Below are 24,555 nucleotides of genomic sequence, written 5' to 3' on the forward strand. Positions count from 1 at the left end.
CCGCATTAAGCTTCTTCAATACAGATGGCGATATCTTTAACTTCATAAATCCGCAGGCCATCTTTACTCAAGTTGGCGTCGCCCATAATGATGCGTTTGCCATTGTCGTCTGTCACGCTGGTAATGTGCACATCCAGCGACATCTGTTTGTTTAATGGGTTAATTTGGCCGCGATACTTCCATTTGATATCCGATAAAATCTGCCCAAATTTAGGGCTGTTAAAGCCCGCACCAAGGTCTTGGTCAATCGCATAGGTTTGCATCAGCTCGATAATGGCTTCAACCCCTAAGGAGCCTGGCATGACCGGATCTTGATGGAAGTGGAATTGGAAGAACCAATCACTCGGGTCAATGGTGCGCTCGGCGTATAAATAGCCAAGGCCCGCTTTACCGCCGGCTTTCACGATTTCGGCCTTGTCGATAAAGTTAAGTTGACCGCCCGCTAAACGGTAATGTGGCTTGCCTTCTGGGGCGTTAAAGCTGCGATGCTGTTTATCTAACAGATTGATTTGGCTGTCGGCCGCTATGCCATTTTGCACATGCCAAGGCTGAGTTGTCTTGCCGTTGTCTATGCCGAGTTGGTTTTTCAGTGCATCGCCCTTGAAGTAACCAAATACCGCTTTACCTTGGTAGAAAGGCTCACCATCGCAGCTTAATTCAAAACTGAAATTCTGGATGATGTTGCTGCCGGCAATCACAGTCGATAACAGACGGGAGTCGTTCACTATGGTTTTGCCGCGTAAATCCACATGGCGCAGCAGCTTACCGCTACCGTCTAAGTTACGGAAAAACAGCTCTTGGCCGGGGAAGCCCAAGGTGGTGCCCATATAGCCTGAGATAAAGCCGTTTGGCTGCAGTGATATCTCCATCAGCACGGAATAGGGCATCACGGCGTGATGGCTATTTTTACTGTAATACCAAGCGTTTGCTGGCACTTCGTATTCGGCGATGCAAGATGATGGCTTTTTCAGTTCGCCGCGTTTGCCGTCAATCGCAATGACGCGGGTGGTAAGCTGTAAATCACCGCAAGGCGTGCGCGGTGGAATAAGGCCGCGATAGATGCTGAAATCGGGGCCGAAGCAGTTTTCGATGTCGCCCGTGGCAAATTCGAACATGTGGTATGGCGTGAACGGCAGGGTATCGGGCACGCGGTTGGCGTACTTTGAATCCGCTGGCGCAATCGGCGCAGGTACATGCTTAAGCGGCACTACGCCTTTGTTGGTTAGCGCGGTTAAATCAGGCAATTGTGCCATCTGCGGCGCGGCGAACGATGCGACTGTTGTCGAAACCAGCGGCGCAGCCGAAGCAGTTTTTTTAGCTACATTTTTAGTCGTATTGTTAGCTGTGCTGGCATGATTATCCGCAAGGTAGCGGGTGCATTCGGCTTCTTCTTTGATCATCACCCCAAGGTTTTGGAAGTCCACCACCACTTTGCCATTGAGCAGAATATCGATATTCGCCTTAGCATAGGGGCGCGGGCTCATACCAATTTCGGTGATTTCCATGCGATAGGTGAGCAGGCCAGATTGCGGTAAGACTTGACCGCGACAGCGCACTTTTTGTGAGGCGTTTTCTAACGGTTGGAAACGACCATCTTTAACACCGAGGTGCATGCCAATATGCAGCATGAAGAATTGCAGTAATTGACCACAGCCTTCGGCCATTAATGACCCCGCCATCACTTGGTCGCCCTTGAAATGACACGGGAAATACCAATGGTCGGCCTCAAGTTGCTTATGGCCTTGAACTGAGCCTAAGCCCCACGCGCCGCCGTGCACCTCAAGATGACTGACCTGTTCAATCATCAGGAATTTTTCCGAGGCAAAACATAATGAGGGCTGCAAACCATATTGGGCTTGATGCGCCGCATGAGCGCCGCCAAAACAGCCACCGATATCGGCGCCGAGCAGTTTATGGATTTGGCTGTAATCAAATTGGTTTTGCGCGCAGTCAAGTAACGGATTAAAGCGCGGCTTATTCGGATTGTTCAAGGCAAGGTTGCGCGCTTTGATTTCGGCTTCGGTGTGAATCACGCCCTTGCCGTCCGCTAGTTCTTTATCGGTGAAGAAACCGGCGCAGCCGCCATCCATTTTCAGGATCAGCTTGTCGCCCACGAAACATTCGTAGGAGAAGAAGAACAACAAGGTATCGCCATTGCGGGCAAAGTGATTGATGGAAATATCGTAGCGCAGGGTGTCGCCACCGCGCGGTAAGTCGCCAAGGAAGGTCAGGGTGCAATCGAGTAGGCGATAAACGCGCTCGCCCTTGTTTTCAAAGTCGATACCTAAGTAGCTGATCAGCATTAAGTCGCATTGACCCGATTCAACGGCTACGGCCCAGGGGATTTGACCATCGACCAAATACGGCGCGTCCACAGGAATGTCGTATTCCGTGGTCATAGTGCAAGGCTGATATTGGTTCATCTGGGCGTTTAATTTCGTTACCCGAGATACCAGCAAATAGTCCGTGGTTGGCAGGCGCACACGGCGCGAATAGCTGTCGATAATGGCGTAATCTTGGCCAAATACCTTAGCGATATCCCCTTCGGCGTACTCGACTAAATCCGCATAATCCCAAATACAAGGCTTGTTTATCGGCGTTGGTGGCGTGTACTGCGGCACCTTTGCATGGTTTGGATAAAGCGCTGTTGGGCTTGGCTTTGTTGCTACAGTTGGTGCTAAAGCGACATTATGCTCCGCCGGCGCAGCGTGGCCAATCGATGTCAGTTCGCCCTTAAGCTGGGCTTTCATCAAGGCATCGGCCAGTTTCAGTCCTTCAGCGCGACTTTGCAAAAAGGCTAAATGGGCTTCACGGGCGAGTTGCTGATTGTTTAAAAATGCAGCGTCTTTTAGCTCTGCTTGAGCGGCGTTGTCATTGGGCGTGCTTTGGGCATTCATTGGCATGCTGCTTAATGTCTCTTTTAGTAGAGCCGTGGTTGGGCTGCTTGTTGCGAAGCGATTAATATCTTTGCTCGCTATTTTGGCTAAATGCTTGCGTTGGCTGCGCACTGGCAGTGCTGTCATGGCTCGGGCTTTTTGTTGTATTGCATCTAGATCTGCCAACGGCGTATCTAGGATATGCTGATAGATATCGCGGCCTCCGAGTGTCACTTGTTTTATTAAGTGTTTTTGCTCAGAAAGCGTTAAGTCTTGTTCAAGCCTTTGCTGCAAACTCTGTGCTTGCGTGGTGCTTTGGCTAAGCAATAACTGTGAACATTTCCCTTGGCTAAACGTGGCAACGAGCGCGTGCTGCGCTTGAGTTTTAAGCTGAACTTGATTTTTTAACTGAAGCAGCGCGCTCAAAATACTCGCCATTCCCGCGGCGGCAAAGTTGTGGCCAATGGTATCAGCGGCTTGGCTGCGCTGGCTGACACTCGGCAGCAGCGTATTGAGTACCAGCGCTGGACCGCTGAGTTGCTCAACCGCAATACTGGTTTCAATCAAGCTAATCTGGCTGCTATTCACCTTGGCCTGGGTTAACAAGTCATCGCAAATGCGCGCTGTGTTGCTGTGACCTTGTATGTCACACATAGCGCCAAACACTTGGCCGCTGATGTGACCATAACTGTTGCTATTGGCATCATTAAGTAGAACATTAGTATTTGAATTTTCAGCAGTGAGTACCAGTGCGCCGGCACCTTCACCGACTTTCCAGCCAGCGTCCGTCGCATTCAATGCCACTGGCGATACGGCGTTCTTGAGGATCACTTGCTCTAGACTGCCACTTAAATCGACGGCGGCGATCACCACGGCATCTAAGGATTCTTGGGATAATAGGTTTTCCGCCACATCGATACAGCGGGCGACTGAAAGCTCTGCCGCCGAAATGGTAAAGGCTGGGCCGTTAAAGTCCCAAAGGGATGCGATGCGTGACGCCATGATATTGCCAATAAAACTGGTGTATTGGTTCAGTTTGGCGGCATCGAGCACACTGTCCATGGCGATTTTTTCAAGGGCGAGATACTCGGCTTGTGTGAGTGTTATCCCTTGTTTTTGAAGACTATCTGCCAGTTGCGTGTGCAGATTCACTCGGCCACGGAACTGGTGCAGCTCAAGCTCTGTTTCCATCGCCACTAATACGGCCACCTTGCCGCCGGGCTTAAGGTTGGCATCACGGATCGCTTCATCGGCCACTTTGATCAGCAGCAGTTGCTGGGAGATCAGGCGATCATCCTCATTGGGCGGCACTTTAAAGCGCAGGAAGTCAAAATCGAACTGGTCGATATAGGCGCCTTGGGGGACAGAAGGCAAGCCAAAGTTAGCTAAGATGTCAGGATGTTTATCTAAGCCTTTCCAACGTTTAGCGGGCAGCGGGATAAAGGCATTCTTCTTTGCACTTAGCGTATTATCCAGTGCATTAATCGAGGATAAAGGGCCGAAGTGTGATGCTAAGCCAATGATATTTAATGGCGTGTGCTGGTAACTTACAGCGGCTGCGGCTTGTTCATTCTTCTTGTTTGTATTGGCAGCATAGGATTCCAGCAACAAATGCGCGTTACAGCCGCCAAAACCAAACACGGAAACCCCCGCGTGGCGGCGGTCATTGCCGGCTTTATCGGGCCAAGCATGCATCTCTGTCGGCAGATTTTTAGCGCTAAACAAGCCCTTAGGCGAGGATATCGGCGCCGATAAGTTAATACTTGGCGGCAAGCGGCCCGAGCGCATGGCAAAAATCATCTTCATGATCCCCGGCATGCCAGCGGCCGTGAGTAAATGGCCTAAGTTGGATTTTGCCGAACCGATCAGCGGCACTGCAGAGCCCGCGAGTTTGTCCTCGAAGAAGCGCTCCATCGAGGCGAGTTCGACCTTATCCCCAAGCGGCGTGCCCGTGGCATGGCATTCAATCACTTCAATATTGGCGGGCTGTGTGTTTGCGGCACTGTAGGCGCGCTCGAAGGCTTGCACTTGGCCCTTGCTGTTGGGGCTTAATACAAATTGGCCTTTACCGTCGTTGGACAAACCAATACCGCTGACGACGGCATAGATGTTATCGGCATCGCGCTCTGCATCCTCCAAGCGTTTTAAGACTAAAACCCCTGCGCCTTCTCCGGCGAATAAGCCCTTGCTGTTGCGATCAAAGGGCGCAGAGATACCATGATCTGGATAGGCGTGGAAAATCGAGAATCCCATGTTGATAAAGAAGGGATCTGCGCCCGATACTGCGCCCGCTAGCATCATATCTGCCTTGCCTGTGGTCAGGTAATCGCAGGCAAGTTTGAGCGCATAAACCGAGCTAGCACAGGCTGCGTCCAGACTTAACTGGGTGCCACCTAAACCGAGTGCATCGCTGACTAGCTTTGAGGCTGTGTGGGCAACGGCGCCATTGGCAAGGTTTAATGCTTGCTCGCCGTCTAATGCTTTATCAGCGTAAGGTTGGTTAAAATCAGCCAGCTGAAATGCGCTTTGGTTAAGTTTGTTTTGCAGCGCCTTTTCAACGGTTTGATGATACAGAGGCAAAAATAATTCGTTGGAGCGAGCCGTGGGGAACGACAAGGTTCCCATTACGATACCTGTGCGCGCCAGCACGGCATCGCTTGGGGCAATCCCTGCGTCTTGCAGGGCTTTGCGACTGCAATCGAGTGCCCATAAAAAGCTTTCATCTAAACCATCAAAGGCGGACTCAGGCAGTTGATAACCCTTGGCATCAAACTGGAAGTGTTGGATATAGCCGCCTTTATCACAGTAAAAGCGATCAGACTGGCCCTGCACACCTTGGTAATCGGCGGGATTAGCATTGAGCTTTTCGCGGCTGATTTGGCTGCGCGAGTCTTTTTTATCCAGCAAATTTTGCCAGAAGGTGTGGGGATTATCGGCGTCAGGATACTGAGTCGCAAGACCGACAATCGCAATTTTTGACGCGCGGTTTGACGAAATCATAGTCACGCTAGTGTTATCAATCCTAGGGGAATGCTGAGAACTCACTGGGGTTCTCCTTGTTGTGATACTGCTGATGATAAAGGGGCTGCGTTAGCACTTAAGGGCTGAATAAGCGGCGCGAGCGACAGCGGTACTCTGTGGCTTATCAGCTGAGCTAAACACTTGAGTAAGCTGGTGATAGCATCGGCACCCTTGGCATTGCAAGCAATGGCGGCTGTTGCCTCGTTCGCAGTGCTTTGGCCTGCATGGACGTGGCTAATTTTATCGATAAGTGTGCTGGTTTGCCTATCGGCGCCCACTTCGACAAACAGCCTTGCGCCTTGCTCGGTGGCATTTTGAATGAGTGCACTAAAGTCGAGTGGCGAACAAAAGGTATCGGCAATCGCGCGGCCGATGCTTGTGCTATCAACGGTGACTGGCGCAGTTTGCGCTGCGCTGATAAAGCGAATAGGCAGATCTTGCGCCGCCGCTTTTAGCACCTCAGGTTCCAGCGCCTCAGGTTCCAGTGCCTCAGGTTTTAGCACCTCAGGTTTTAGCGCTTGAGTATAAAAATCTTGTACTTGCCCGTGAACTAACATGGCGGGCGCGGTATGCATCGCCGTGACGCGATTGGCGGCAATGCCGCGTTTGCCTAACGTGGCAAGCAGGGCTTTACAGCTTGTTTCGCAGCCTGCTATGACGCAAGTATCACCTTGGGTGATGGCTAAGTAGGCACGAGGAAACTCTGGCAATAATGCCTTGATTTCATGGCTATCAGCGCGCACCACAAAGCTGTTCCACACTATGGCTTCATCATCCGCAAGCTGCCACGCTCGGCGCACTGCGGTTAGCTCGCCAGAAATGGCATGGTTGAAAATATCGCTATTTTCGGTGGCGTTGATCATAGCATGGGGCGTTTGCCACACATCTAGGCTGGCCCACATGGCGGCTTCACCCATTGAGTAACCGAGCGCCATTTTTGGCTTAATATTAAAGACTTGGGTGAGCAATTTAGTGAATAGATAACTGGCACCCACACCACTAATCGCTTGCTGGCTTAAGCTCATGTTGGCTGCAGTTTTAACATCTGCCGCATAGATTAGCGATGATTGCAGCATGGCGCTTAAATCGCCTTCACGTTCTAGCTGGTGATACAGCGCGGGGAAATACTCATGCAAGTTATTGAACATATTGGCGTAAACCGTACCAACGCCGGGATACACGAAAGTCAGCCCCGCATCCCCTAGCGGCTTAGCGGTAAAGCAGCTGCCCGCTGGGGTCTTAAAGTGTTGACCATGATGACGAATAGCATCATTTTCAAGCGCCGTAAGCATGGCCTTAGCTTCAAGTTTAAGATCGTCAATCGATGCCGCCATCAAGACTAATGCCAGAGGCGCGTTGGCATCGTAGCGTTCAAACCAAGGTTTGAGTTGCTCAGCGCGAAAGTCAGCGTGAAAGCCCGCGCTATTTTCCAGTGTGCCCGGACCATTTTCTAGAGTAACTAGCTGCAATAGTTGCGCGATGAGTGAATCAATATTGTCACCACTTATTGGCGCAAACAGCCTGTTTTCATCGACAAGGGCTTTGGGCGCGATAACTTGTGTGCCTTGGGTCAGCACAATGCTTTGGTTTAGATTTCGAGACTCATCCGCTTGATGTGACGTCTTTGCTACAAGATTTAGACACAACACCCGCGCTTGATGTTGGCCGCTAAACCAATAGCCCGTTTGCTGATTTTCCCCTTCTTTACCATTAAGCGGCGCTTGTGTTCGGGCGGCGATGGCGGTTACGCCTTGGCGCAGCGCAATAAATGCCTCGTTGAGTGTGTTGGCGACTCGCCGGTGCTGAACGGTTTGTGCTGGATTGCGCTTTGCCGCCGCTAATGCCGCATTAGCAACAGCCGCCGCATTTTCAACAACCGCATTCGAACCACCTGTAGTCTCATTGCCAGCGGCAAAGCCAGCAATAAACGCGTGGGCGTGAAGACGCAGTTTGGCGGCGCTTAAACCATCGAGCAAATACAGCGACTGAGTCAAAGGCTGCGGCTGATTAGCATCATTGAATATCAGTTCAACCAGCTTGCCTTGCTCAATGGCCGTCACCGCTTGGCTCAATAAGGTTGTGAATGACGTCGGCTCATGTGTTGTCGATAGGTCGACATCTAAGGTGCAAATTTGAACGCTTTCAAGTTGCGCTAATTTAAGGGCTGAATGAGCGTCAAGATTGACCGCATCGCCAAGCAACACTGCAATACGCAGTGGCTTGGCGCTTTTGTCAGCAATAGCCTTGTCCTTAATCGAAGAGTCAGCTTGGCCGCGATTTGTCGTTGCTAAAGGGTTGGCTAAGTTCACTCGACTTTTGCCTCCACGCTTTCAATGGCTTTATTGGCAACTTTATTGGCTAAGAATGCACCGTTAAGGTTTTTGCTGATCGTGACTTTAGCGTTGCTCATCCCGCAGCTTAAGCGGCCATCTTGATGATACAGCGCGATATTGGCTTCAAGGGCACGGCCTGAGTGTTTTACCACCTCGAGCACTAGATAACCTTTATCGCCAAAGGCAAACGGAGTATGGGAGATAAACTCACCAATGCTTGATGGCAAACTCGCCGCGCCATATTTGAGTCTCGCCCACACCAGCATCGCCTGCAGCAGCAAATCTTCCGCAAAGGCTTGTGAGCCTTTAGAGGCCAGATTGGGCACAAAACTCCCGCAGTCCGCTAACGCAACATGGGGTAGGCTCACCTTGGCGACTAAGCTTGCATCGTCAAACTTCACCACAGACTCAATACCTTGTAGTCGTGGGCCGTGGAAAAGCGTGCCGTCGCTGTAAAGGCTGCTCGCGGTTGTGATGGCAGAAAGTCCCGCCAAACTTTGCGCGTCAAAGGCTATTGCTTTGCTGTTAGTGGCTAAGTAATCACTAGCCACGTCATCAATAGCGTCATCAACGACTAGGATGGCCTGATATTGCGGACGACCTTCAAAGCTGATTAAGGCACTGAATTGTCTACTCAAGCACTCGTCTGTGTCTTTCGCGGCTTTATCCGTTATCGCCATCGGTGCCAGCTCAAGTTCTAGTGTGATGGGCGCGCTATTTTCTAACGCACCGTTTTCTAAGGTCACAGCATCGAAGATTATGCCCTTCAACAGCTTGTAGCTTTGCACTTTGACAGGCTGCTTGAGCAGATCAAAGGCGGCTTCTCGCATCCACTGAATTGCGCACACAGTCGGTAATACGGGATTACCATTAATGCAGTGATCTTCAATAAAGATCATTGCCTTAGGGTCTAGTGTGCGCTGCAGTTTTACTGTTTGCGTGAAAGCGATTGCAGTAAGTGTTGATGCCAAAGCATGCGGACCCGACGAGTCAGTGGTCAGATCCGCTTTAGGCTTTTTTAGATTGCTACCTTGTGTTGCTTGCTCGTCACTTGGAGCTGTGCCTTGCATATCAGTACCGACCAGCAATTGTGCGCCTGTGTTGCTCAGTAACTGGCTCGCAAATAACTCAGCACCCGCCTTTAACGGGATCACATACACACCGCGATCGATAAACATCTTTTTCAGCGCAGGATTCACCATGCCGCCGTCCCACGGCCCCCAATCGAAGCTCATCACTTTGGCATTGGGCAGTTGCTGCGCCAGTTGCAGTGCGGCTTTATTGAGAATGTCGTTGGACATAGCGTAATCGCTTTGGCCGGTATTACCGTAAAAACCCGCCGCCGAAGAGAACAGGGCAATCAGTTTTAATTTATCTAAATCCAGTGCGGCAAGGAGATTACTAATGCCCGTGACCTTAGTGCCATACACCCGTGCTAACTCATCTAAGGTCTTGTCTTGGATGTGTTTATCGGCGAGTACGCCCGCACCATGGATAATGCCGGTAATAGGCGATAACTCGGAGATCGGCATTATAGTGCTGGCGATCGCCTCTGGATTGTTAACATCGAGACTTAAGTACTCGGCGCTGGCACCCACGACGGTAAAGGCTTCTAGTGCGGCTGCAATCTCAAGGCTACTTTGAACTGGCCATACTAAGGCATCCACTTGTTTTGGCGTGGGTTTCTCGCCCAAGCTTTGGATGTGGGCAATGGCAGCGGCTTTGAGTTCACTGTTATTTTTACCCTGTGCCCAAGCGGGAATGGCTTGTCGGCTGCTTCTGCCAGCAAGGATAAAGTGCGCCTTGCTGCGTTTGGCTAAACTTAGCGCACATTCAAAGGTCACGCCTTTCGCGCCGCCAGTCACCAGGATTTTATCTGTACTGGTCAAGTTTGCCGCGCTGTGGCGGGTATCAGCCTTGCCAGCAACTAAGGTTACACGCTCAAGTGCTTGGGCTGCGCCTTGGCTAACACCGACTTCCAATACGTTATCGGTTGCAAAGAGCTCAGCGATCACTGCATTGGCCAGTTGCTTGGCATCAAGTGCTGGCGCGATATCTAAGGCGCGGCAATGCACGCTTGGCCACTCGTGGCTCAAGGTTTTCGTCAGGCCTGCTAATGCCGCTTGGTTTAACTCGCTGCGGGCAATTTGGCTGTGGTTAAGATATCCAAAACCACCGTCGATACGACTGACGCTGATAAAGCTGCTGTCAGTATTGGCGGTTGCTGCTGTTGTTAAAAGCGGTTGTAAGTGCTTGGCGAACAAGAAGGCTTGTTCGACCGACGCTTTGGCGGCACTGGACAACACTAAACCTTTCGCATCGGCTGAGGTTTTATGTTGTGGTTGCAGATGAATAAAGCCTGCAACCGTACCTAAGCTTTTGATCTCATTAATCACAGCACTGATGCTGGCATCGTCAATCGCCGCTAAGGTGAAGCTGGCAATGTGGCTATTGAGCGGTGATGCACTGGCTACAAGGCTTTCTGGCGAGCGCACAACCGCAACCGTTAGACCTTGAGCATACAATTTCTCGGCAAGTACACCGGCATTGTGACCATCATCTGCGATGATAATGCAGGCATCTTTAGCAAAAACGCGTGTTAGAGCTTGTTGCGACTCACCTTGCGCTGATTGTTGCGTTAGCTCAGCCGCCGCTGGCAACTTTTTTAGCACCACCTCACTATGGGGTGGCAAATCATGGGGTGGCAAATCGATAGCAGGCTCAGGCTGAACGACAGCGCTAACTGGCGCGACATTCTGGCTTACCGCGTTTTGCCCAAGTTTACTCTGCATATAGCTAACGATTTCGCCTAGGGTGCGACACTCGGCTAGATCTTCAGGATTGAGCTCAGGTAAACCCGGTAGTTCATCTTGTACTGTACCCAAGATTTCAACGCGCTTGATGGAGTCGATACCGAGATCGGCTTCCATGTCCATGGAAAGCTCCAGCATTTCAGTGGGGTAGCCCGTCTTGTCGGCGACCACAGCCATCATGGTTTGTTGAACTAATGCAGCGCTTAAACCGTTGGCGGCAGGCGCAGCTTGTGCTGTTGTAGAAACTACAACGGAACCCGCTGCTGGCAACTTAGAGTTCATATAGGCAACGATTTCGCCTAAGGTACGACACTCGGCCAGATCTTCTGGGCTAAGTTCAGGTAAGCCCGGCAGTTCATCTTGCACTGTGCCTAAGATTTCAACCCGCTTGATGGAATCGATACCTAAATCGGCTTCCATATCCATGCCAAGTTCCAGCATTTCAGTGGGGTAGCCTGTTTTATCGGCAACCACAGCCATCATTGTTTGCTGTACTTTTTCAGCACTTAAACCGCTCGTTGCTGTTGCCACAGGTGTCACTTCTGGCATCACTACAGCAGGCATGACTAATGCAGGAGCGGCAGGAGCTGCTGGCGCAACTTGTACTGTTACCGCAGGCGCATAAGCAACGGGAGCGGTTTGCACAACAGGTGCAACAGGTGCAACAGGTGTGCTAACTGCTGATCTCGTCGCAACAGCTTGAGTCGCTACTGGTGCGGCATTGTGTGCCACTGTCGATGCAGCAACAGGCGTTGCAGCCACAGGCGCTGGAGCAACAGGTGCAGGAGCAACAGGTGCAGGAGCTGATGCAGTTGCTCGTGGCTGACTTGCAACCGCTGGAGTCAAGTGAATCGGCGCATTGTTTAACATCGCCAAGGCCGCTTGGCTGTTACTGCTTTGCAGTTGCATAAATTCGGCGTGGCTTTGCAGGGTTTGCGCTTGATGCTGGTGGAACATTTCCATTGAGCGTTGCAGGCTTTCTGGGATTGCAATGCCAAGGCTTGCCATCTTGGCTTGTTCTGTCATCAGTGTCGTGAAAGTATCGCCATATTGCTGCGGGATGGCTAAAAACTGTTGATGTAACTGCGCCGCTTGAGATTGTGCGCTGAAAAATGCCGTTAACGCATCGCCGCTGACGCTTGCTGTGCTTGGGCTCAACGGCGCAGTTGCTTGTTGCTGGTGATGACTTAAGCCTTGCGTAACGCTTAGGAGTTTTTGTTTTATTTCAACAGTTGCCACTTGATTTGCTTCCACTTCTATTATTTTTTCAACCACTTTTTCGACGATGACTTCTTTCTCAACGATTTTTTCGACTTCTTTTTCGACAACGGTTTCAACGATGCGATCCACATATTGCACTTGGCTAGACACGCTGCCTGTGGCGAGGGATTTGGCCATCTTAGCTTTGGTCGCTGCACTAATATGGTTAGTGGCAGTGAGTTTGATGTTCATTGCTGATGGTGCTTCACGCTCGGCAATCTCCTGTGACGTCACGGCTTGATAGGGGTCAACCTCAGTTAACGCCACACCGGCTACTGCTAATTGCACCGCGGCTAAGCGCAATTGACTGTCACTGTCGCCCTTAGGATTCGGGTTCATGCTGATAAGGCAAAGCTCATTTAAGTGTTCGCCTAAGGTGTTTTCAACTAACTTTTGCAGTATGTTTTTAGGGCCAAACTCGACAAACACCCGGGCGCCAGCGTCATACATGGCCTGCAGTTGTTCACTAAAGCGAACCGATTGCAGCATGTGTTGCTTAAATTCTGCTTTAATCGCTTTGCCATCGCTTGGATGCAATTGACCCGTGCCGTTGGCATAAAGTGCGATTGAAGGCGCGCTGAATTTAGCTTTATCAATGGCTTTGGCAAAGGGTTTTTGTGCGTGTCCAACCAAGGGAGTATGGAACGCGCCAGAGACGGGCAGGGCAATCGCTTTAAAGCCCAGTTCGCTAATGGCTTTCGCGGCCAGCTGAGTTTGCTCTGTGCCACCTGCGATGACTAATTGCGTCGGCGCGTTGTAGTTGGCAATTTTAACGCCATCAAACTGGGCTAAACAGCTATTGAGCGCATCGATATCATTCTTTTGCTTAAGAATGATGGCGTACATGGTTCCTAAATCAACCGCTTTACTCGCGGTATCGCTCGGCACTTGTGCCATGGCATGTCCACGGGCGAAGGCCAGCTCGACGTAATCCTCATTGGAAATCACGCCCGCCGCGCACAGTGCTGACAGTTCACCAAAGCTGTGACCCGCCACCATATCGGGGGCAAAACCTGCCTGAGTTAATAGCGAATATTGCGCCATTGAGACCGCACCTATGGCGCTTTGGGCGAACATGGTATTGGTCAGTGCCGCTTCTTGGGCTTTAACCGCATCGGCATCGAATGCCGGAATAGGGTAAAGGATATTCGATAACGGCGTTTGGCCGTGGTGAGCAAAGACCCTATCGCTGGCCATCACTTGCTGGCGCATTTCAGGGAAATGGCAGGCGAGTTCACGGCCCATGTTCAGGTACTGTGAACCTTGACCGGCGAACAGGGCGGCCACTTTCTTTGATTCATTCTTAGCCACTAAGGCATAGGAGCGGTAGCTGATACCAGAAGGTAACAGCCATGCCTCGCTTGCATTGGTTTCTAAGTGTGCAATCGATTGATTTAACTGGGCTTGTAGCTGAGCGATATCCTTAGCCACAAAACCTAAACGGGCATCTGTGTCTGCCAGCGGGCGCAGCGGATATTGCTGAGCGATAGCGTTTAGGCTCGCAGCGCTGCTCTTATTGGCGTTTGCACTCACGCTTTGGCTTAGCGCTGCTTTTAACTCGCTAAGTAGCGCGGCTTTATTGGCGGCGGCAAACAATAGTGTCTGCGGCACACTGCGCTGACGATATTGCTCATCGCGGCTGTGCTCGGGTTTGTATTCTTCTAATACGAGATGGAAGTTAGTGCCACCAAAACCAAAGGAGCTTATGCCAGCACGGCGCGGCGTACCGTCAGTACGTTGCAGCCAAGGGCGAGTTTCGGTATTTAAATAGAATGGCGAGCTTTCGATATTCAGTTTTGGATTGGGCTTACTGACGTTAATGGTCGCAGGCAATACTTTGTGGTGCAGTGCCAGCGCGGCTTTGATCACCCCCGCAGTGCCCGCAGTGGATTTAGTATGGCCCACTTGGGATTTCACAGAACCTAATGCGATATGCTGATTGGTGTCGTTACCTTGGGCAAATACCGATTTTAAGCCATTAAATTCAGCTACATCACCCGCGGCTGTGCCAGTGCCGTGGGCTTCAACTAAGCCAATGCTGTGCGGTGCAAAACCCGCGTCGTCGTAGGCGCGCTCCAATGCTTTGGCTTGGCCTTCGGGGCGCGGCGCATAAATACTCTTAAACTTACCGTCCGATGATGCGCCAACGCCTTTGATCACGGCATAAATTCGGTCGCCATCGCGCTCGGCATCTTCAAGGCGCTTAAGTGCGACCATGCCGATACCTTCGCCGATCATCATGCCCTTAGAATCGATATCAAAGGGCTGAATGGTTTCGTTAGTGGTGAAGGCGGGCGTTTTTGAGAAGCTCATGTACATGGACGGCGAGTTGTCGGTACAGACGCCGCCGGTGATCATCATGTCGCTGCGACCTTCGGTCAGCTCAGTCAGCGCCATACGCATGGCGGCCAGCGAACCTGCACAGGCTGCATCGACTACGCAGTTCATGCCGCCAAAATCAAATCGGTTGGCGATACGGCCTGCAATCACGTTGCCTAAGGATCCTGGGAAAGAGTTTTCTTCCCAGTGGATATATTGGTCTTGGAACTTTTTGATCAGCATTTCGCTGTCTTCATCGCTCAGGCCGCTGCTTTTGAATACTTTTTTAAGCACAGGATATTGCAGGCGTGAGTTCAAGCTCTGACTGATTTTTTGACCACCGCCCACGCCTAGGGTGATGCCGATACGGTCACGATCGTAATCGGTGGGCAGATTGGCGTCGGCGAGCACTTCTTTGGCGACAATCAGCGACAGTAGTTGCGAGGTATCTGTCAGCTCAAGAATATTGGGTGGCAGGCCGAATTCCATGGGGTTGAAGTCCACTTCAGGCAAAAAACCGCCGCGTTTACAGTAGCTTTTATCGGCTTTGCTTTTGTCTGCATCGTAATAATCTTCGGCGCGCCAATGGGTGTCTGGGATGTCAGTGATGGCATCGATTTTTTCGCTGATTAAATCCCAAAATTTATTTAAATAACGTGAGTTGGCGAAGATACTGGCCATGCCGACGATGGCAACGGGCATATCTTTCAAACGTTTGTTGAGTCGTTTATCTTTTTTTGACTCAGTTGCTGAATTAGGTACAGAAGGGGTATGGCTCATAAAGAGTCTCCACGGGTCGACCTAGACACGGTGACCTTGTTTTGGGATCCCGCCGCGCTTGTCTTTGGAGTGCCATGGGCACCGGGAAAACGGGCTAAGAAGGTGTGATAGTTGCGAACGAGCAACTTTCGTAAATGAAACGGCCCATGTCTGAGGACATAGGCGATATATCTATTGGTCGCTTGGGTATTGCTGTCTTGATAAATATCGAGATAAATCCAATCACTTGCCGTGTCTATGCCTAATAGCACAGAGCTTGGAGCTTGCTCGGTGAGTTGCGGTGGTATGGTGAGTGACACCACTTGCACCACAGTGTCGCCGTCGATACTCGGTAGGGCCAGCGCCTTGGCCAAGGTTTCTGGATTGACCGTATAGGTTTGGATATCGCTGCCTTGAGTCACAGGCAATTGATTAAAATAGCGTTCGGGTACTTGTGGTGCTTCAAATTCATCGAGCCGCGATATGCCGTAGCGCTTTAAGCAACGGGCAAGGCCGGAGCGCGACACATTGGGATTGATGTAAGTTTGGGTGACGTTGAGCAATCTATCTAAGGTGAGTCTGAGTTGGTAGCGTAATCCCACCACCACATATTCTTCCATCGGTGTGAGCGTAGTGTTGAGATGGTGTGGGGTATTTGGGCTGTCAACAATCGACTCCCGCTTACGCCATTTACGCACAGTCGCCTCGGTGATATTCAAAATTTTGGCAAGCTGGCTCACACTCAAATCAGATTGCTGAATAAAGTGCCGCATCTCAGGCGTAGTGGTGGCGTTGCCGTGTCTCCTCGTTTGTTTGGAGGACTTTTTATCTGCTGCGCTAGAACTCATTAACTGCTAGTGCTCATTTATCAATATCATCCAGCATAATCTATCGGGACTGGTTGCCATTCTTGCGGGTTGCACTATAGGGTGCTCTCGTTCGGTGGCTCGCTAATTCAGAATTACAGGCTTTGGGGTCACACAATGGGGATGCAGATTACCTGAGGTTTCCGGCCGATACAATCATCTGGGACTGGAAAAGCGAATCGATTGGCTGCGGATGTTATTTTTTGTGCACTGGGATGGCTTTATATGTTCGATTGACAGGATTTTTAGGTAATAAGTGAGCGAGTTAAGCTGTGAAGACTGCGGTTTTGCCCTTTTACGGGGTAAAATGTTCATAAAATTCAGTCTTAATCAGTGGAACTATGACAACAGCAATCCCAGCCGCGAGCACCAAATGAGCAGATTAATCGCAGAGCAAAGTGATGTTTTACCTGTTGAGCCCATGAGCAAGATAGCGCTATTTTTTATTCCGCTTGAGGGGATAAGTGCTGAGTTGCAAACTCAGGCTATGGCGTGGTTGAGTGAGGATGAGCGGGCTAAGGTTGCTCGTTATCGTGATCCCAAGGCTCAAATGAATGCGTTACTGGTGAGGGCTGCACTGCGTGTCGTATTATCAACAGTGCTACCCCACATAGGATCGGCCAGTGCTCAGCCTTTCCATCCACAGGATTGGTGTTTCGAATATGGCCCCAAGGGTAAACCGAGTCTAACGGTTTCGCAGTGGCAACAGACAGGACTGGATTTTAATCTAAGCCATAGCGGTGATTGGTTATTGATAGGTGTGGTTAAGGCGCAAAATGCGAGACCTGTTTTATTCGGTGTCGATATTGAGAGGTCGAGACCCAAAACGGATATTTATCCGATTTTAAATCACTATTTTTCCCCCCAAGAAACGTCGTCACTCTTAGCCCTTAAGGGGGAGGCGAGCCAACGGCAGCGATTTTTTGATTTATGGGCACTAAAGGAGTCTTACATTAAGGCAACGGGTTTAGGCCTAGCTCAATCGCTTAAATCCTTTGCTTTTGATTTAGCGGCGGTGGATTTAGCACAAAATAGTCATTTTAACCTGAGTGTTTCACCTGACTTATTGGGACAGGTTGAGTTTAAACCTATCGAAATACAGGGGGGCTCCGCACTCAATGTTTCTCCTCATTTTCCGCTATTTGGCAATATTCCTGTGCTGCAATTGGGCTCACCCAATGCCCATCAATGGCAGGTTTATTTTGGTAGATTGAATGAAGAGTACCGTTTTGCATTGAGTTTGGCGGTGAACGACTCAACCCACTTGACCCTGAACAAATTGGCTTTGTCGATGCAGATGCTCAGTATTGACACTTTGCTTAGCGGGATTTAGGTGTACACTTTTAGCCATTATGCTTGAGTGTAAATTGCCATCATTAAATGAGCTGTGTTGTACAAAACCTTGGGCGGTTTTCATGGCAAACAAAATGAACCGCGAACAATAAGGAAATACCATGTTTAAAAAAATGCTTGCATCCATTGGTATTGGCGGCGCGAGTGTTGATACCCAATTAGTGGATAATCGACTACAGCCAGGGCAAATTTTTCATGCGACCATAGTGATAAAAGGCGGTGATGTGGCGCAGCAGATCTCTGGGCTTGATCTCGCATTATTGACTAAGATAAAAGTGAGTGGTGACAATGAAAATTATTTTAAAAATCATCAACTCGCCAGTTGGCGTTTAACCGAATCCTTTGAGATCAAGGCCGGTGAAATCCGTGAAATTCCCTTTGCAGGTAAACTGCATCCAGAAACGCCGTTTACGCTATTACCGGTACGGAACAATCAGTGCCAAGTTTGGCTGCAAACCGGGGTGGATATTGATACGGCGCTCGACCCAAACGATGTCGATGCACTTGATATTCAACCAACACCAGTCGCTGAACATGTATTAAATGCCATGGATAGCTTAGGTTATGTGCTCTTTAAGGCAGATGTGGAGCAAGGTTTTTTAAATACCCGGGCCTTTAGCTCAACTTCTGGTTGTTATCAAGAATTGGAATTTAAGCCCCGCAGCATGGGATATAATGCGGTGCGCGAAGTGGAAGTTTCTCTGGTATGTGAAGCCGAGCAAACCCATGTATTAGTCGAATTAGACCGTGGATTTAGAGGTGATGGATACCAGTATTTTACCTTGTCTAACGAGGCTTCCTTCGGCCAAGTACTAGAGGCATTTAAAGCTAATATACGCTAATAATGGTTATGAATAATAAAAAGCCCTGATAATTCAGGGCTTTTTACTTTGAGGTTATTTCATTGTCGGTAAGGGGACAATCTCAAAATTGGGATCGAACTGCACTAAGGTCGACATGATTTTACCAAAAGCCGTTTTATCACCCTCGAGTCTGGCGGTGCCGTTGGCGAGTAAGTCTTTTAGAGTCGCTTTGCCGAGTAAAATCCCGGTAATATAACGCTTATCGATATAAAGATTACTATCGGCCTCCATTGGTTTATCAACCTTAATATTGCTTAAGTTACCGTTGCTTAGCTCAACGTAAAGCGTTTCTTGGGTGTCGGGGTTAATCACATTAAGCCTGATGAGCCCAAGTTCAGCGGCCTTGATGCTATCGACTTTAACGGCGAGGAAGTCAAACAGGGTCGAGATCTCCATTTCACCTAAAATATCTGCCGATGCCGATTTGGGTGCGCCGGGTTGAACTCCCACGCGTAACTCTTGGGCGCCGGTAAGATAGATGTTACGCCAGCCTGCGCCTTCGGCTTGATAGCCCAATTGTTCATAGGTATCTGCAAGTAACTGTCTGGCTTTTTCGTTATTGGGTTCTGCCATAACGATTTTATTCAGCGCTGTTGCCACAAAACGGTATTCGCCTTGGGCATAGTCGGTTTGTGCTCGTTCAAGTACGGCTTTGGCGCCGCCCATATACTCGACAAATTTCTTCGCTTCATCCTTAGTCGGGAGTGGGTTTAAGTTGGCTGGATCCATATCGAAATAGCCTAGGTACAGGTTGTACACGGCTTTGGCGTTATGGCTGTAGGTGCCGTGGTAACCATTGGTATACCAAGTATCGCGTACGGCTTTAGGAATAGTGGTCTGAATCGCATCACCAATATCTTGAATTCCCACACCATTATTGGCTAAACGTAGGGTTTGATTATGCACTAGGCCATAGTTATCCCTTTGCATTCTTAAGTAGGCATTCACATCCGCATTGCCAAAGACGGGCGCTGAATGGGCCTCGAAAAGTACCTGCGCATCATCGCCAAAGTGGGTTAATAATGTATTGATATCTTTAGACCATTTAATGGCGTCACGGACTTTTGCACCGCGCAGGGTGTAGATGTTGTGCATGCCATGGTAGGTGAGTTCCCCCGTCCACAGCGCTTTCATCGAGGGAATATAGGTGGCCATTTCCGAGGCGGCTTCAGTGCCTGAGGCATCCATAAACACCATATCGATACCATCGATAGTGCGTTTTTCCCACTTATCTTTGCCGTTTAAGGTGACATCGGGTTTAACGTAGGTCACTTCGCCTTTGGATAACCCCTTGGCGAGTGCGGCATCGACAATGCCTTGATCGTTTCGCTCTAATGTTGCGCCGTATTGATAGGCAGCGCGGCGGCTCATGGCATTACCTGCGAGGACGTTTTCGTCGACAATTTCTTTGGTAATGTTATTTGAACCATAGACTTTGACCTTAGGGTACATGTCTTTGATTGCACGGGAACCGCCAAAATGGTCCGCATGGCTGTGGGAATAAATCATCGCAACCACAGGTAAGTCATTACCCTCAGGCAAGTTTTTTAGCGCAAACTCGAGGGATAACTTAGCCGCTTCTTTAGTGAGCAGCACATCATAAAGGATCCAGCCCGTTTTACCGCGGATAAGCGTTAAGTTCGATAAATCGGTGCCGCGAACTTGATAAATGCCATCGGTGACCTTGTACAAACCATTCGACACCATGTTCAACTGCGCTTGACGGTAGAGTGATGGGTTGACTGTGTCTGGGATTTTGTCGCCGATAAAGCTGAATTCGGCGCGTAAAATAGCGGCAGTTGGCTCATCCAGTTCGGCGATGAGATTCTTAGAAAACTCTTCAAAGGCTTTCTTGTCTGCATAGTTAAGTGTGGCTGCTGTGGCCTTGTTGACCTCAGCGGTTTGCTGGGTCGCAGGCTTTCCCTGATAGTGCAGGCTGATATGTTCATGCTCGTGTTCCGCCGCCGTAGCGCTGAGGGAGAACGCTGCGATAATACTCAATGTCATCAAAGATTTTTGCATCATTTTACCTATCGAAAAGTGAGAGTGTGTCGTTGATTGTTTGAGTATAGCCAGCTTGTGTATTTAGATAACTCGAGTTAACTTGGGTTGTAATATTCATATTGTGAATGAGTGATTTCTCCTATGCCAACACAAAAACCGTTAGATTTAAACTTATTGCGCGTGTTTATGGTGGTTTACCGTACCCGTTCATTCACCCTAGCCGCACAGGAGTTGGATTTAACTCAGTCTTCGGTGAGTAATGCGATAAGTCGATTCAAGGCGTGGGTCGGGGAGTCACTGTTCAATCGTGTTGGACGGGGAATTGAGCCGACAGCGGTGGCGCGGGAAATGTACCGAAAGTTTGAGCAGCCTATGGCGGATATCGAAACCGTATTGCTGGGGTTTGAGCATTTTGATCCAAAGTGTAGTCAGCGGCGCTTTTATGTATATGCCAATGAGTCGGTTATCGAAGCGCTGCAAGCGGGTGTACAAGTTTTATTACAGGATGCGGATGTTGAAGTGATTTTCCGTGAGTCGCCGCCACAGGAGGCTGATTTATATCGCGATATCTTACTTGAGCGGGTCGCCGTGGCGATAGACATTAAACCCGCGCAGCAAAGTTTGCTCTCGAGCAAACTGCTCTTCACCGAAACCTTAGTGTGTATTGCCAGTCGGCAGCATCCCCGTATTCAAGGCGTCATTAGCCATGAACAGTATTTTGCGGAGAAACACGTCTTTTTGAATCTGCGGCGTTTTAACCTGACTGCGGGAGATTTGTTTACCGAAGGTGTGTTGCCAAGGCGCAGGATGTATAGCGAGCAGTCATCCCTATTGAGTATGTTTGCTGCTGTCGGTAAAAGTGAGGCAATAGGCATAGCGCCTTTACGCTATGCCAGCCAGTACGCTGAGATGTTTGGCTTACAGATTTTACCTATGCCACTGAAAACAAGGCCAATTGACTTGTATATGGTGTGGAGCAGTAAGTACACTCAAAACCAGAGTCATCAATGGTTACGAAGCCTCTTGCTCAAAGCAAGTGCAATCACAGTGAATGAAAAAGCGCTGGATCAGACTTGCGGCTAGTACAAGTGAACCAGAGCTTAGTTTCAGTTTTTGTCTTAGATTTTTATCTAAGTGGGTAACCTTAGTTTACTGTCTTGCTAGCCTGTGGCTTTCGCTTGGATGCTCAAAATCACTGCGATAAGGGTTAATATCTAAGCCACCACGGCGAGTATAGCGGGCGTATACGGTTAATTTAGTACAATGACAGTAGCGTTTTAAATCGACAAAAATCCGCTCGACACATTGCTCGTGGAACTCGTTATGCTGGCGGAAAGAAATCAAATAACGTAGCAGTTTCTCGCGATCGATCTTAGGCCCTTGATAACGGATCATCACACTGCCCCAATCGGGTTGCGAGGTAATTAAGCAGTTAGATTTCAGCAGATTTGAATTGAGCGTTTCTGCGACCGTTTGCTTATCGTCCGTGCTGTCTTCTAAGTAATCAGGATTAAAACAATAATCGCTGACTTCAATATCGAGATCGTCAATACAGGTGCCTGGTAGCTCGATAATGCGCTGAATACCAAAGTTTTTGGGTTCGATAATCTTGACTGTGACCTCGCCTTGAGCGCACTGACTTAAATCCTGCACTAAGGTTTTTTGGACCGCATCTATACTGTCGAATTTGGTCTGATTAAAGCTGTTTAAATACAGTTTGAAGGATTTTGACTCAATCAGATTTTGGCTTTGATAACTCAAATGGATATCGGCTATGGCGACCATAGGCTTACCTTTTGCATTCAGCCAAGACAACTCATAACCCGTCCAGATATCAACACCGTGGAAGGGTAAGCTTTCACCCAGATCGATAGCGTTACGGTTTAGTGAGCGGGGAACCCCTTGCAGCAGTGATGCATCATACTCAGCTTGGTAATCTGTAGCTTTACCTAAGGTTAAGCCCGTAAGCTCTTTTGCATCACTATAGGGATCGTGATTCTGTGTCATCAATACTGTTTCCATGTCAAAATAGGCGCACATTATACCTGAAATTGGATTGTGCTTAAGTGTCTTGTCTACCTGCGCTCGATAAATTTTTGCAAAACTATCATCAGTCTTACCTATCAACTTTAGGTGAATTACCGCGATATTACCCGCAGGGTGAGCCATCTTTGTGTATTCAAGGTGAGTTTTTGCAAGATCCGGATGCAGCTATCACTTGGAAACCGATTAAGCGTGATGAGAAGGGCAGTTTTGCCAACCTTGAGCATGCACTTGAACTAAGCCTCTGGCCCGATATTAATGTGTTTTACGGTCAGTATTTTGCAGCCCCTTTGCTATTTGACTCTAAATGGGGCACGGGCGAATTGTTGCAAGCATGGAATGAAGCTGATTTTGATTGTTTGCAACAAAACATCATTGGCCATTTAATGATGAAGAAACAACTCAAGCAGCCACCAACTTGGTTTATTGGCCTTTTAGACGATGGTGACCACATGCTGACAGTCAATAATGCCGATGGCAGCGTTTGGATTGAAATTCCAGGGGAACTCCCATCGCAGCAATTATCTTCTAGCCTTGCTGAATTTATCGAGTCACTGTCACCGCGGATTGCGCCGCCCGTAAAACATGAAGAATTATCTATGCCCGCATTAGAACATCCGGGGATTTTTGCCAGCTTTAAACGTATGTGGTTCAACCTTAGGGGCAAGCGTTAACGCGAGGTGCACTTTCGCAAACTCAAGGCCATATCGGTATCAATGGCTGATTGGTGCACTTGAGTTTGCCAAGTGACAAGCTTCACCACAAAGTTACTGATGGTCCCAGGATAGATTAGACACGATACGGCAAGGCTCACAGCGAAAGTGAAACATATCCAATAGAGGTTCATCGAGCTTCCAATCTTGACTGCCACAACGAGGGCAGGGGCGCGCCATTTCTGAAGCTAAATCTTGGCCGCCGACGCGATATAAATAGTAATAGGTCGGGATCTGAGTGAGATATTCGATACGGCCGCGCAAATCCCAACCTCTGCGAAATAAATCGCTGTCAGGACTCGATAATTCCTCTAGCGCGGCAAACTCAGCTTTAGTGGCCGCCGCCATTTGCAGTTCGTCACAGGCTTGCCATTCGCTCTGCCAACGAATAATACGCTTATGGTCGCCATTAAAGGTTGCAGGTATACGGTACAGGGGAATGGGCAATAAATTATCGCCACTGCGCAGGGGAGAGCACATATGTACATAACTGGTATATAGCAATTGCCAGCTTGGGATATCGGTATTACTGACCTCAGAATTGATATCTTGTCCGATAAACTTTTCCCGTGGTGCAAGTAACTTGGCTTCGGTTAATTCAGCTAAGGCTTTTTTCACCCATGGGCTGTGATATTTGTGTGCTAGGCTGTTAGTTTCAGGCGTTAATAGTCGCACCCTAAACTCACCGTCATTAAAGGCGACCGCAAACTCCCGTCCTAATACTTGGCCATTGGCTCGATAGGCCTCGAGGAGCTGATTAATGGCTTTCTCGGCGGCAGATATTGTGGTGTCGGCGAAGCATTCGAAGCGCAGTTCAGTGACAAACATTAAGCTGTTTTTCCTTGGGATTCTAATAAGTCGATGCGTTGTTTTAGTTCAAGCAGTTCGCTTTTTAATTGCATAATTTCTGCTTTTTGCTGCTCAGCATGACGATCAAAATGCGCCTGTTGCATCTGCAGGCGCTCGGCGAGCATCGCAAGGGTTAAGGTATCGCCAGTTGCAGTTACTTCGGTTGTCGGGCTGATGACTTGCTGCTCGGCTAAACGTTCGCGGTCTGCCTTAGGCATAGATTTAAATTGCTGTAAGCCTTGGATCAATATAGGTAAAGGCAGACTGCTACCTAGGCGAGTCTTAATTAAGGCTAAGCTAGGGACTTTTCCGCTGGCCTCGAGTGCGCGTGCCGCAGCTAATACTTGGTCAATGGGACTCATAATGAGTGAAATTCCTTAATTCGAGTTGTCATTTACACTAACTCCCGGCATGTAATGTTAATTTTATCATTAAACAACAATGTGTTACATTTTTGGCGTGTATTTTGCTTTTGCAGCATCT

The 24,555-nt window shown here is 49.2% G+C and carries 12 protein-coding genes; 4 read left to right on the forward strand and 8 right to left on the reverse strand.

The genetic code is table 11. The annotated features are described in order from the left end of the window. Nucleotides 1-5: 5 nt before the first annotated feature. From SOHN41_RS06265 to SOHN41_RS06280, 4 genes are read right to left on the reverse strand one after another with little or no spacing between them, the layout of a single operon-like run. Entirely contained in the window at nucleotides 6-5,921 is a 5,916-nt protein-coding gene (locus tag SOHN41_RS06265) for a beta-ketoacyl synthase N-terminal-like domain-containing protein (RefSeq protein WP_007646727.1), read from the reverse strand. Beyond that, complete coding sequence (locus SOHN41_RS06270; protein WP_007646729.1) at nucleotides 5,918-8,206, reverse strand: PfaB family protein; 2,289 nt, start codon at nucleotides 8,204-8,206, stop codon at nucleotides 5,918-5,920. Before SOHN41_RS06270 ends, SOHN41_RS06265 begins: the two co-directional genes overlap by 4 nt. Then, a complete protein-coding gene (locus SOHN41_RS06275; protein ID WP_007646730.1) occupies nucleotides 8,203-15,402 on the reverse strand; it encodes a type I polyketide synthase in 7,200 nt (2,399 codons plus the stop codon). Before SOHN41_RS06275 ends, SOHN41_RS06270 begins: the two co-directional genes overlap by 4 nt. Further along, nucleotides 15,399-16,229: a helix-turn-helix domain-containing protein gene (locus SOHN41_RS06280; protein ID WP_007646731.1), complete on the reverse strand. Its 831-nt coding sequence runs from the start codon at nucleotides 16,227-16,229 to the stop codon at nucleotides 15,399-15,401. The genes SOHN41_RS06275 and SOHN41_RS06280 overlap by 4 nt, the downstream gene beginning before the upstream one ends. 391 nt (nucleotides 16,230-16,620) lie before the next feature. On the opposite strand from SOHN41_RS06280, the gene SOHN41_RS06285 reads away from it, so the two are divergent. Both SOHN41_RS06285 and SOHN41_RS06290 read left to right on the forward strand, forming a co-directional pair. After that, entirely contained in the window at nucleotides 16,621-17,580 is a 960-nt protein-coding gene (locus SOHN41_RS06285; RefSeq protein WP_237703907.1) for a 4'-phosphopantetheinyl transferase family protein, read from the forward strand. Nucleotides 17,581-17,701: 121 nt separating this feature from the next. Further along, nucleotides 17,702-18,442: a sporulation protein gene (locus SOHN41_RS06290; protein ID WP_007646734.1), complete on the forward strand. Its 741-nt coding sequence runs from the start codon at nucleotides 17,702-17,704 to the stop codon at nucleotides 18,440-18,442. A 54-nt stretch (nucleotides 18,443-18,496) separates the two neighbouring features. Here the strand turns inward: SOHN41_RS06290 and SOHN41_RS06295 are convergent, their stop codons facing one another. Then, nucleotides 18,497-20,485: an alkyl/aryl-sulfatase gene (locus SOHN41_RS06295; RefSeq protein ID WP_007646735.1), complete on the reverse strand. Its 1,989-nt coding sequence runs from the start codon at nucleotides 20,483-20,485 to the stop codon at nucleotides 18,497-18,499. A gap of 123 nt (nucleotides 20,486-20,608) precedes the next feature. Between SOHN41_RS06295 and SOHN41_RS06300 the strand changes: the two genes are divergently transcribed. After that, complete coding sequence (locus SOHN41_RS06300) at nucleotides 20,609-21,550, forward strand: LysR family transcriptional regulator (RefSeq protein ID WP_007646736.1); 942 nt, start codon at nucleotides 20,609-20,611, stop codon at nucleotides 21,548-21,550. A 66-nt stretch (nucleotides 21,551-21,616) separates the two neighbouring features. On the opposite strand, the gene queF is transcribed toward SOHN41_RS06300, so the two are convergent. After that, the gene (queF, locus tag SOHN41_RS06305) at nucleotides 21,617-22,474 is read right to left on the reverse strand and encodes an NADPH-dependent 7-cyano-7-deazaguanine reductase QueF (protein ID WP_037458298.1); all 858 of its coding nucleotides are present in this window, start codon (nucleotides 22,472-22,474) and stop codon (nucleotides 21,617-21,619) included. A gap of 59 nt (nucleotides 22,475-22,533) precedes the next feature. On the opposite strand from queF, the gene syd reads away from it, so the two are divergent. Continuing rightward, complete coding sequence (gene syd, locus SOHN41_RS06310) at nucleotides 22,534-23,184, forward strand: SecY-interacting protein (protein ID WP_007646738.1); 651 nt, start codon at nucleotides 22,534-22,536, stop codon at nucleotides 23,182-23,184. A 93-nt stretch (nucleotides 23,185-23,277) separates the two neighbouring features. On the opposite strand, the gene SOHN41_RS06315 is transcribed toward syd, so the two are convergent. Continuing rightward, nucleotides 23,278-24,051, reverse strand: coding sequence for a Zn-ribbon-containing protein (locus SOHN41_RS06315; RefSeq protein WP_007646740.1), 774 nt, complete (start codon nucleotides 24,049-24,051; stop codon nucleotides 23,278-23,280). Next, nucleotides 24,051-24,434: a hypothetical protein gene (locus SOHN41_RS06320; RefSeq protein ID WP_007646742.1), complete on the reverse strand. Its 384-nt coding sequence runs from the start codon at nucleotides 24,432-24,434 to the stop codon at nucleotides 24,051-24,053. The genes SOHN41_RS06315 and SOHN41_RS06320 overlap by 1 nt, the downstream gene beginning before the upstream one ends. Nucleotides 24,435-24,555: the final 121 nt, after the last annotated feature.

This window comes from Shewanella sp. HN-41, from assembly GCF_000217915.1.
In the GTDB taxonomy this organism is placed as follows: Bacteria; Pseudomonadota; Gammaproteobacteria; order Enterobacterales; family Shewanellaceae; genus Shewanella.

Excerpts from the sequence above, each read along its gene's own strand:
- SOHN41_RS06300 (WP_007646736.1), top strand. The coding sequence starts at position 20,609 with ATGCCAACACAAAAACCGTTAGATTTAAACTTATTGCGCGTGTTTATG.
- SOHN41_RS06285 (WP_237703907.1), top strand. The coding sequence starts at position 16,621 with ATGAGCAGATTAATCGCAGAGCAAAGTGATGTTTTACCTGTTGAGCCC.
- SOHN41_RS06275 (WP_007646730.1), bottom strand. The coding sequence starts at position 15,402 with ATGAGCCATACCCCTTCTGTACCTAATTCAGCAACTGAGTCAAAAAAA.
- SOHN41_RS06315 (WP_007646740.1), bottom strand. The coding sequence starts at position 24,051 with ATGTTTGTCACTGAACTGCGCTTCGAATGCTTCGCCGACACCACAATA.
- SOHN41_RS06280 (WP_007646731.1), bottom strand. The coding sequence starts at position 16,229 with ATGAGTTCTAGCGCAGCAGATAAAAAGTCCTCCAAACAAACGAGGAGA.
- SOHN41_RS06320 (WP_007646742.1), bottom strand. The coding sequence starts at position 24,434 with ATGAGTCCCATTGACCAAGTATTAGCTGCGGCACGCGCACTCGAGGCC.
- queF (WP_037458298.1), bottom strand. The coding sequence starts at position 22,474 with ATGACACAGAATCACGATCCCTATAGTGATGCAAAAGAGCTTACGGGC.
- SOHN41_RS06295 (WP_007646735.1), bottom strand. The coding sequence starts at position 20,485 with ATGCAAAAATCTTTGATGACATTGAGTATTATCGCAGCGTTCTCCCTC.
- SOHN41_RS06290 (WP_007646734.1), top strand. The coding sequence starts at position 17,702 with ATGTTTAAAAAAATGCTTGCATCCATTGGTATTGGCGGCGCGAGTGTT.